The sequence below is a fragment of the Mesorhizobium sp. M7A.F.Ca.CA.004.04.2.1 genome, from assembly GCF_004022825.1.
Taxonomy (GTDB): domain Bacteria; phylum Pseudomonadota; class Alphaproteobacteria; order Rhizobiales; family Rhizobiaceae; genus Mesorhizobium.
The window spans coordinates 1-8,854 of sequence record NZ_RZPH01000143.1; the positions used below are offsets into that span (position 1 = coordinate 1).

General features: G+C 61.9%; 11 protein-coding genes. 1 reads left to right on the forward strand and 10 read right to left on the reverse strand.

Annotated features, from left to right (window positions below):
* The 5 genes from EN893_RS09245 to EN893_RS09265 all read right to left on the reverse strand — a co-directional run.
* The coding region (locus EN893_RS09245) for a hypothetical protein (RefSeq protein ID WP_128361503.1) at positions 1-2,206 on the reverse strand (2,206 nt) is incomplete at its 3' end.
* A gap of 4 nt (positions 2,207-2,210) precedes the next feature.
* Entirely contained in the window at positions 2,211-2,627 is a 417-nt protein-coding gene (locus EN893_RS09250; RefSeq protein ID WP_236383319.1) for a hypothetical protein, read from the reverse strand.
* 13 nt (positions 2,628-2,640) lie between these two features.
* Positions 2,641-3,207 carry a DUF2163 domain-containing protein gene (locus tag EN893_RS09255; protein WP_127266605.1) on the reverse strand — a complete coding sequence of 189 codons (567 nt, stop codon included), beginning with the start codon at positions 3,205-3,207 and terminating at the stop codon, positions 2,641-2,643.
* On the reverse strand, positions 3,204-3,815 hold the full coding sequence (locus EN893_RS09260) for a hypothetical protein (RefSeq protein ID WP_127266606.1): 612 nt from the start codon (positions 3,813-3,815) through the stop codon (positions 3,204-3,206). Before EN893_RS09260 ends, EN893_RS09255 begins: the two co-directional genes overlap by 4 nt.
* Positions 3,812-6,169: a tape measure protein gene (locus EN893_RS09265; RefSeq protein ID WP_127266607.1), complete on the reverse strand. Its 2,358-nt coding sequence runs from the start codon at positions 6,167-6,169 to the stop codon at positions 3,812-3,814. The genes EN893_RS09260 and EN893_RS09265 overlap by 4 nt, the downstream gene beginning before the upstream one ends.
* A 29-nt stretch (positions 6,170-6,198) precedes the next feature.
* Between EN893_RS09265 and EN893_RS09270 the strand changes: the two genes are divergently transcribed.
* Positions 6,199-6,540, forward strand: coding sequence for a hypothetical protein (locus EN893_RS09270; protein WP_127266608.1), 342 nt, complete (start codon positions 6,199-6,201; stop codon positions 6,538-6,540).
* Here the strand turns inward: EN893_RS09270 and EN893_RS09275 are convergent.
* The 5 genes from EN893_RS09275 to EN893_RS09295 all read right to left on the reverse strand — a co-directional run.
* Positions 6,523-7,176: a gene transfer agent family protein gene (locus EN893_RS09275; protein ID WP_128361504.1), complete on the reverse strand. Its 654-nt coding sequence runs from the start codon at positions 7,174-7,176 to the stop codon at positions 6,523-6,525. The two genes, EN893_RS09270 and EN893_RS09275, sit on opposite strands and share 18 nt — an antisense overlap.
* Positions 7,177-7,620, reverse strand: a complete 444-nt coding sequence (locus tag EN893_RS09280; protein ID WP_127266610.1) for a phage tail tube protein — start codon at positions 7,618-7,620, stop codon at positions 7,177-7,179.
* Between the two features lie 70 nt (positions 7,621-7,690).
* Positions 7,691-8,116, reverse strand: coding sequence for a DUF3168 domain-containing protein (locus EN893_RS09285; RefSeq protein WP_127266611.1), 426 nt, complete (start codon positions 8,114-8,116; stop codon positions 7,691-7,693).
* A complete protein-coding gene (locus EN893_RS09290) occupies positions 8,113-8,532 on the reverse strand; it encodes an HK97-gp10 family putative phage morphogenesis protein (RefSeq protein WP_127266616.1) in 420 nt (139 codons plus the stop codon). Before EN893_RS09290 ends, EN893_RS09285 begins: the two co-directional genes overlap by 4 nt.
* A partial coding sequence (locus tag EN893_RS09295; RefSeq protein ID WP_164900776.1) for a head-tail adaptor protein occupies positions 8,529-8,854 on the reverse strand: 326 nt, incomplete at its 5' end. The genes EN893_RS09295 and EN893_RS09290, both read right to left, overlap by 4 nt.

The following is an 8,854-nucleotide window of genomic DNA, read 5'->3' on the forward strand; positions in this document are numbered from 1 at the left end:
CGCGTACCTGCGCTATGAGGCGGGAGGTCACGTCACCGCTTCCGGCGGTGGCAATGAGCTGGAACAGCCCATCCGCCGAAATTAGGCCGACCGATGCTTCGACGGCCGTTGTGGCTGCTGCCAGCGCCACAAGCTCATCGTCGATCTCAGTGATCGACGCCTCGAGCAGCTGCTGCGCCGCGGCGGTGGCATTGCGGAAGCGAACGGCAACCGAGTTGTCCTTGGCAACGCGACCAGCGGCATCTACCGCGGCGGCGGCCAACTGATTGATGCGCTCTATGATGGCGACGCGCGTATCGGCGACAAGCGTGGCGAAGAGATCGTAGATGTCTTCCTGCACCTGACCGAGGCCGACCGACACGGCCGGTACCGTGGCCGCCGGCGTGTCGACGGTTGCCCAATCGGTGAAGAACGTCGTGCGCACCGGGCGCGTGATGATGCGATGGCGGTATTCGTAGGTTGTCGCCGCCAGAACGCCATCGCTGGTGATCAGCACCTGGTCGGGCACATTGGCGCGCTTGACGATGCTGTCGGTCTGACCCTGCGGCCGGTATTCGATGTCGATCGACACGACGGTGATGTCGGTGAACGCATTCCAGGTGAAGCGCAGGCCGGGGATTTTCTCCGCCGAACCGGCGACCTGCTGCGCTACGCCGAAGGCGAGGAAATTGGCGGCTTCGGTCTGATAGTCGGGCGGGCCGGGAAGCTCCGGCACCGGCGGCACGGTCGTGTAATCGGTGCCGTCGAAGATCTCGTCGCCGACTTCCTGCAGCTTCAGGTGGATGTTGCGCGCACCCTTGTCGCCGAGCGGCCCCAGCGTCTTTTCCAGCATCTGGAATTTGCGGGTGCCGAACTCCGCCGAATCCCATTCGCACCAGCGCCCGACCTTGGCATCGGCGAGGAACATTGGATGGATGACGATATCGCCATTGCCCTGGAACCGGCTGGCCTTGAAGGCGATGTCGGCCAGCCGGTCGGCGACCTCCGCCTTGTTGACCCCGCCGTATGGTATGGCCACTGCCAGGCGCTCGCCATCCTCGGCAAGAGCGACCTCGTCGATCCGCACCGCGAACGGCGTCTGCTCGAAGAAGGCGTCAGGATCGCGAAACGTGCCGGCCAGCGTGTTGATCAGTTCCGACTTGGTGCGCTTGGTCGAGAAACGGAAGGTCTCGTCGACCATGATGTCGTCGTCGGTGAAGGTGAGCACCGTCGATTGCGCGGCACCGACGATCGGGAACTCGCCGGAGGCGTCCTCGATCCACGTCGCCGCGCAGGCCTCGAACAGCGGCTGGATGTTCTGGTCGTGGGTCACGCCGGATCCTGCCGCGGCGATGACGCCGGCGGAATAGCGCTTCAGCAGGCCGATGCTTTCGTCGCAGACATTGGCGGCTAGCGTCCAGTCGCCGAGCGGCAGGCGCCCGGCCGGCACGCCCTTGCCGACCATCATTTCCGTGCCGTTGAAGAAGCCGCGCTCCAGTCCGTAAACCATCAGCACCGGGTTTTCGGAAAACTCCCATGTGTCCTGGTCATTCCAGCGATGGGCGCCACCGCCGCCAACGGTGCTGTCCTTGCGCCAATCGTAGAGCGGGGCGCCCTGCACCTCGAAAAAGGCCTCCCACGGCTGCTGCATCTTTTCGCGGTCGAGCTGCATGGTGACGACGGCATAGGCGATGCCGGCGCCACGATGATCCTCGCTCCAGCGGCCGGGCGGATTGGCCTGGTCGATCAGGCCGGCATCGGCCACCTGATCCATGGTGCCGAGATAGACCTTGACCCAGATTTCCCCGTCTATGCCCTGGACGCGGAAACCCTTGACCGGATCCTCGACGCCGCCGAGCGAGCGCCATTCGCCTTCGGCACGCACGCGGGTGACGCCGGTGATGCGGAAGTCGGAAAGCTTGTAGACGTCTTGAATGGACCGGTTTCCCGAGCCATAGGCATTGCGGTAAAGCTTCTGGCCGGCGGTGCCATAGACGCCGAGGCCGACCGTGCGCGCAAGATCCTCGCCATAGACCGTATCGAGCTGGACGGCCTGCGCCTGCGGTTCCTGTTGGCCGAAGATCGCGCCGAGGGCATACTTCGCCGCAAGACCGATGCCGAAGCGGGCGAGGCCGGCAAGGATGGTCGAGCCGCCGAGCCAGGAAGCGAAGCCGCCAAGGCCGACCGCGCTGGCAAGCGGCGCGATGATCGGGATCAGGAACGGCATGCTGTCAGCCGACCTTGAATGCGGATTTGATGGTCATCTGCGAGACGAAAGACAGACCGGACTCTGTTTTCACCGCAAAGCCGAGATCGGTGATGAAGCCTGCGCAGAGCACGCCGTTGCGCTCGACAACGCCGATATCGCCGCGCTGCGCCATCAGCCGGCCGACGGGCGGGAACAGGCTGGCCAACGCCATCTCGACATCGCCGAAGCCGCGCTTGCGCAGGATCCTCGCAGCGCCGGCTTCGGTCTTGTATTTGCCACGGATGTCGGCGGCAGGATCTGTGCCGGTGATCGCCTCGACGGCATCGGCGACGGTCAGCAGGCAGTCGGACACGCCCCACACGCCGGGTGTCGACTTGTGCTGGTTGACCAGACGCGCAAGGCGGCGGTCCCAGTCGGGCAACCGGGTGAGCTTGAGCATGATCAGGATTGCCTCAGTCGAAGGTGATGTCGAAGAACTCGTGCCGCACGGTGCTGGCAAATTCGAAGATGCGGTCGCCGGGCGAAACGAGCTGCTGATCCTGATGGCTGGCGGTGCGATAGCCGTCGCGATGGTTGGCGATGGCGCCGGAGCGCACATTGGCAATCAGCTTCTTTTCGCCATTGTCACGGGAATGGTCGACCGTATCGATGAAGCCGTAAGCGCCGGGCTCTGCATGCAAAAACGAGCGGTCATCGGGATCGAAGTAGAAGTCGAACACCGTCACCGGCGCATCCTTGTAGCCTTCATCCTCGATCAGCAGCAGCTTGTCGGGCGTCAGGCCGGAATCGCGCTTGGCGACCAGTTCGACAGTGAAGGTCGATGCGGCAGTGCCGAGGCCATAGACTGGCTCGGAGACGCTGATCAGCGAATTCGGCCAGTAGACCAGGCCGTCGACGATGATGTTGCCCTTGCCGTTCCAGAAGCCGTACGTGCCGGTCGTGCAGGCGATCTTGATGCCCGAGCGGATGACGGCTCTGCCTTCGGACAGGACGGTCTGCAGGCGGGTCGGAAAGCTCATTTCGGGATCTCGACAAGGGTAAAGGTCGCAACCGGCTTCGGCTCGTCGGGGATCGAGAACGACCCCGGCATGACGCGCATGTTGGCGACCGGGTTCTTGAACGTGATGACGGCGCCGGCCGTGATGTAGGCCGGCACGGCCGGCTCGACGGTGACGGTGATCGCGTTGCCAGCGGCGACGCCGCCGGTCTGGACGCGAAACAGCGCATTGTAGTCGCCTGTCGTCGCCGAGATCAGATCGCCGGCGCCGAGCGTCAGGCCATTTTCGACGCTGTTGATGAGCAGCGAGTTGCCGGTGATCGAGGCCAGGGCGCCGGGATTGGCCAGCGCGGCGGCACCGGCATTGCCCCAATAGGCACGCGGGATGCACATGTGCTTGGGCGTGTAGAGCACCGTTTGCAAGCCGCCGCGGCTGGCATCCTTGAACGCTTCGACCAGGAGCCGTTCCGAAGCCTTCAGCGGCTTGGTGCGCATCTGGATGGTCCAGTAGCTGTCGGCATACTCGACGAACGCCATGGCGCGCGTGCCGGAGCGCGAAACCGAGACCGATTCCACCAGCTGCGGATAGGCATGCTGGAAGCCGACGGCGGGCAGGGCAATCGCCGTCATCGCATCAGCCCCGTCGTCTTGGCCTCACGGATGGCCTTCACCACACGCGGGGTGAATTCCTTTTCGAATTTCTTCAGCGCGGCCGTCACCTGCTCGCCCGAATCGCCCTGACCGCCGTCCTGCATCTGGATGACAGGCGCAAAGCTAAGACTGATTGCTTGGCTGACGCCTGCGCCAGCAATCGACGGCAGCTTCGGAACGCTTGGAAGGATGGTGCCCGACTGGTGGGGCACAAACAGCTCAGGTCGCTTCTCTCCAACGATGTAGGGCTTCCCAGCGGTAACCGGCCCTCCCTTGGCTCGAAGACCGAGGGCGGAGATGATGCCAGGATCACTTCCCCCGCCGCCACCAAGGCCGATGGCGCCCAGAAGGCCGCCGAGCAAGCCGCCGCTGCCGCCGCTGGCGCTGTTCGCCTGCAGGATTGCATCAATCAAATCTTCCTCGATCTTGTCGATGATCTTGTCCAAGGCATTTAGGGCAACATTGGCCAGATCGTCCCAACCGAGCTTTCCGTCATCGAGCGCCGAGCGCAGATCGCCGAACACTCCCTTTAGAACGTCCCTCTGTAGGTCTTGAGCTTCCTGCGCCTTGCGGAGTTTATCGGCTTGGTCAGCATAGGCTTCGGAGACGTCGTCAATCGCCTTGATTTGGCTAGGCGACAATTTCGCATTTTGCCAGTCCTGGTCTCCCTTGCGGCGAGCCTCCTCACGGACCTGCTTCAGGGCCTCTTGTTCGAGGTCCAACGCGACTTTGCGCTTTTCCTGTTCTTTGAACGTGAGACCTAGAGCGCTCTGTTCTTCAAGCAGTGCGGCGGTTCGGTCCTTCACGGACTGAATGTCTTCGTCGAAACGGTCGTCTGCTGTTTTGCGGGTGCTGCCTTTCGTCGGCGTCGGCGTGGCGCCGCTTCCGTTTCCGAAGCCGTTGGGCTTGCCGGCCGCGATCTTGTTTATTTTGGCAACCTGGGCGTCAAGCTTGTCGGCAGCAGCGCCGAAGACATTAAGGCGTTGTTCGGCGTCAGCGATGTCGTATTTGAACGGTGTGAACTCCATGCCCGTGTACTGCTTGAACGTATTGTTCCTTTGAACGGCGGCGTCAAAGTCTGCCTGCGCCGCCTGCTCCGAAGCATGGGCGGCTTCCGCCTGGGTGGCTATCAGTTGCCGCAATGCAGTGATCTGGTCATAGGTCGCGTCGGTCGCGCCCTTCAGCGCTCTCTCATTGGTGGCGATCGCGTCATTTAGGTTTGAGGCCGAGCCTTTTGCGCTGCCCTGGCTTTCATAAAGTAGGAACAGCGCAGCGGCGGCGGCGCCGGCAACGAGACCAAGGGGGCCGAGAGCGGCCGTGAATGTGCCTGCAACGAGTGTTCCGGCGCGCATGGCGGTGAGGAAGGCTCCCAAGGCAACGACCGCGTTGCCAAGCCCAGCCACCATCCCGAGGATCGCGCGACCCGTCAAAGCTCCAATAATGATTGTCGCGAGCTCGACAACGACGTCGGCAACGCCCTTGAAGTTTGTGGCGAGATATTGAAGCGCGGCAACAAGGTCTCGGCTGGCGCCGGCGGAAGCATCCGCGTTTCCGATATAGGCTAGGAATTCATTGTTCACCTGGCCGATGGCGTCGGCGATCGTCGCGTTCGTGACCTTGAACTGCGCCTCGATCGGCTTCTGTGCAGCTAGGATCGCATGGAAAATCCGGTCCGAAGTGATCTTACCTTCCGCGCCAAGAGCCTTCAGCCCGCCGACTGTCGTCTTGAACTCTGTGGCAATCGCTTGCGCTAAGATCGGTGCGTTCTCACGCAGAGACCGCAGCTCGTCACCCTGCAGAACGCCGGAACCCAGCGCCTGACCAAGCTGTAGAATGCCGGCCGCTTGCTCGTTCGCCGACGCTCCACCAGCCTTGAAGGCCTTGGACACGATGTTCGTGACATCGGCGATCTCCTGCTCTGACTTGGCAACACCAGACGCCGAGCGGATAAGCTTCGCGTAAAGGTCGACGTAAGTCTCGAGATCGGTGCGCGCGTCGTTGGCCCCGGCCTTCAGTTCATTGAGCGATCGTGCCGAGACGCCAGCCGATGTTGCTGCGGCGCGGATCTTGTTCCCTGCCGCCGTCCATGCGTCCGCATATTGAGCAATCTCCCTAACGCCAAGTGCAGTGCCGATGCCGGACAGCGGCGCCAGAAGACCTTGGGCAGCGCTCTTCCCGATGCTGTTCAGACGGCTGTCAAATTGACGGGCGCGCCGTTCGATAGCATTAAATTGCGAATTGCTGATCCCGTTCGCGCGGGCGAGGCCCTTTTCGAAGGCCTTGAAATCGGCCGAAAGCTGGACAACCAGCTTTTCGAGGTCAGTTGCTGGCATAGAAGTGGCCAGCTTCTTGGGAGGATCGCATGTTTTCTACCTTGCTCGTGATTGCCGGTCTGACATCAACGCTGACGCCGCAGCAGGCTGACCGATGGATGGGCGCTTACCTTCACTCGATGAAGCTGCACTACGCTTGCCGTGGACACGGGAGCACGTATAGGACAGCGAAAAATATGGCCCTCCGCCAAGTCCAACTGCTGGACCTATATGGACCAAGTGGCCGGTTCACGGTTCGCGATGTCACCAACCTCGATCGCGACCTCCAGGCCGGAAAGGTCACGCTCGACGCGTCCATCAATCTAAAGGATTGCGAGAACCTTTTGCTTGAAGACAAAGCTGACCTTGAGGCATTAGGCGACGGAAAATAGCCGCTCGACCGGCAACAGCGCCACTGGGTTGAACGGCACCTTCGGCTGAAGCCCGATGATAGGTGCGGCGTCCGCGGTCAGCCAGTCCCACAACGCGTCCTTGTCGGCCTCGGAAAGCTGCCTGTCTGACCCTGATTGCGACTTCCGGAAGCCCTCGACGACCGCATGGAATTGCCAGATGCTCATGCCGTTCACCTGTTGCGGTGAATAGCCCATGACTTGGCCGTAGCCGTATAGGACTTCAAAGCGGACCTTCCCGTTTGGCAGATCGTCTAGGGTGACGCCCTCATCCTCTTGGCTTTTTTTTTTAGGCTCGCCTGCCTCGTCGGGAGCGCCCATGCACGCCGCCATCAATATGGCCTGCGCGATCGGCAGGTTTTCCGCCGGCGGGCGGTCCTCGACATAGGATCGAACCAGCGTCAGAGCCTTCGCTGGCTCCATGCGGCCGCCAAGCTGGCCCAGCCGTATCACGTTCGAAATGTCGGTGGTTCTGCAGGTTCGATCCATGAGACGACCGAGCACCACGAACGGACCGGCATCGGTCTTTTCCTGAAGCTCGGCGAATTCGCCCCAGCCGACGCGGAAGGGATAGGTCCCATCCGCGAAGTCCAGCGTCACCCTGGCGTCGCGGCTCATTTACGGGGTCACCACGCGAACCAGCTCACCGTCGCTCGACATCTCGACGTTGTTGGTCACCCGACCGTTCTTGGACGGGTTACCCATGGTCACGGTTCCGACATGCATGAAACCGGTCCACGTGATGGTTTTCGCAGGGAATTCCATCTCCACTTTCACCGGGATGCTGTCGGGGTTCTCCCAGGCATCGAGCCACGTCTCAACGGATTCGTTGGCGAGAATGCCTTCGCCACTGATCGTCACCGATAGGCTGGTGGCGTCGCGTCCGAGCCAAGCCACCTTGTCGGGGTCGACACAATCCGGGAGGCTGAATTCCTCCAGAGCCTTGGTCAGCGTCATCGACTTGGAAAGAAAGCCGCACGGCGCGGTGTAGACGATCGGGGAGGCGCCGTCACCGAGAAGAACTCGGAACTTGCCGCCTTTGAGGGTGGTTGCGTCAGCCATTTGATGTCTCCTTTGATGGCAGCAATAGCGCCCGCCGGAGCGGGTTTCTCAGGGGTGAGGTGAGGCTGGGCTAGTCGTGCTCGACAACGGCCCGGAACGTGAGCCGAGCGCGGCTGGTTTTGCCGTCCGGATCTCGGACGACGTCGCGCTTGTACAATTCGAACGACAGCAGCGCATTTTCGGTCAGCGGTAGTTCGTACTCGTGCAGCGCCAGCCTGACCGCGTTGGCGATTTTCTTGACCTCGGCCGATCCGACCGCGCGCGACCAGGCGCTCATATCGAAGTAGATTTCGGATCCCGGTATGCAGTCGAAATCGTTCGGCAGCACCTGATCGCCATCGAAGGCGACGTATGGGAAATCAGCCGTGACTTGTTTTGTTGCCTTGTCGCGCGGCACCTCGTCATAGACGCGATCAGCGATCAGCGAGACCAAGTCGGCGAAGCCTTTCAGCCTAGCAACAATGGCGATCTGCAATTCGTAGGAAGCGTCAATCATGATGCCGCCACCTGCTTTGCTGCCTTATTCACTGCCGCGCGGATCGCCCGAGACGATCCTTTCTTGTTTGCCCGCCACGAAACGAAGAAATACGGCTGCGCCGGCATCTCCTGCGTTCCGTGCTCCTGCCACCGGGCGTAATAGGCAACCTCGTTGCCGGCGAAGATCGTCAGCGTCAGATCTCCGCCTAGTGATGCTTTGACCACCGCGACGACGTAGCTGCCCTTCGGTGCCTTGCCCCAGGTCCAGCCGATGCTATCGCGCAGTTCGCCGCGGTCGACAGGCACCAGCGATTTCATCATGGCGACGATGATGTCGGCCTGTTTCTCCATCGCCGCACGGATCATGTCGCGGGCGACTTTAGGTAATGCTGTCAATTTGCGCTGCAACTTGGCGAGCCGGAGGATTGAGGTCATGACGCCACCCCGCTCTCCACCAAGATGTCGATCCATGCGCGATCCTCAGTCGGATTGATCGCCTTGATGGCGTAGGTGATGCCCGTCCACTTAGTGCCGACCCAAGCACCGGATCGCACATCCCTGGCTTGCCAGTCTGTGGTGATTTGCTTGCTCAACGAGTTGGCCCTGACCGTGAGCAGGACAGGCTGGCGTCCTTCCAGACGCGCCGCCATAACCGTCTCAGTGCCGCGAAGATATTGACGCCGGGCAGACACGATGAATCGCTCTTCGAACGGTCCTTCGGTATTGCCGTCATCCGGACCGGAGTACGGGCCGCGGC

Excerpts from the sequence above, each read along its gene's own strand:
- EN893_RS09265 (WP_127266607.1), bottom strand. The coding sequence starts at position 6,169 with ATGCCAGCAACTGACCTCGAAAAGCTGGTTGTCCAGCTTTCGGCCGAT.
- EN893_RS09290 (WP_127266616.1), bottom strand. The coding sequence starts at position 8,532 with ATGACCTCAATCCTCCGGCTCGCCAAGTTGCAGCGCAAATTGACAGCA.
- EN893_RS09280 (WP_127266610.1), bottom strand. The coding sequence starts at position 7,620 with ATGGCTGACGCAACCACCCTCAAAGGCGGCAAGTTCCGAGTTCTTCTC.
- EN893_RS09285 (WP_127266611.1), bottom strand. The coding sequence starts at position 8,116 with ATGATTGACGCTTCCTACGAATTGCAGATCGCCATTGTTGCTAGGCTG.
- EN893_RS09270 (WP_127266608.1), top strand. The coding sequence starts at position 6,199 with ATGTTTTCTACCTTGCTCGTGATTGCCGGTCTGACATCAACGCTGACG.
- EN893_RS09255 (WP_127266605.1), bottom strand. The coding sequence starts at position 3,207 with ATGAGCTTTCCGACCCGCCTGCAGACCGTCCTGTCCGAAGGCAGAGCC.
- EN893_RS09250 (WP_236383319.1), bottom strand. The coding sequence starts at position 2,627 with ATGCTCAAGCTCACCCGGTTGCCCGACTGGGACCGCCGCCTTGCGCGT.
- EN893_RS09275 (WP_128361504.1), bottom strand. The coding sequence starts at position 7,176 with ATGAGCCGCGACGCCAGGGTGACGCTGGACTTCGCGGATGGGACCTAT.
- EN893_RS09260 (WP_127266606.1), bottom strand. The coding sequence starts at position 3,815 with ATGACGGCGATTGCCCTGCCCGCCGTCGGCTTCCAGCATGCCTATCCG.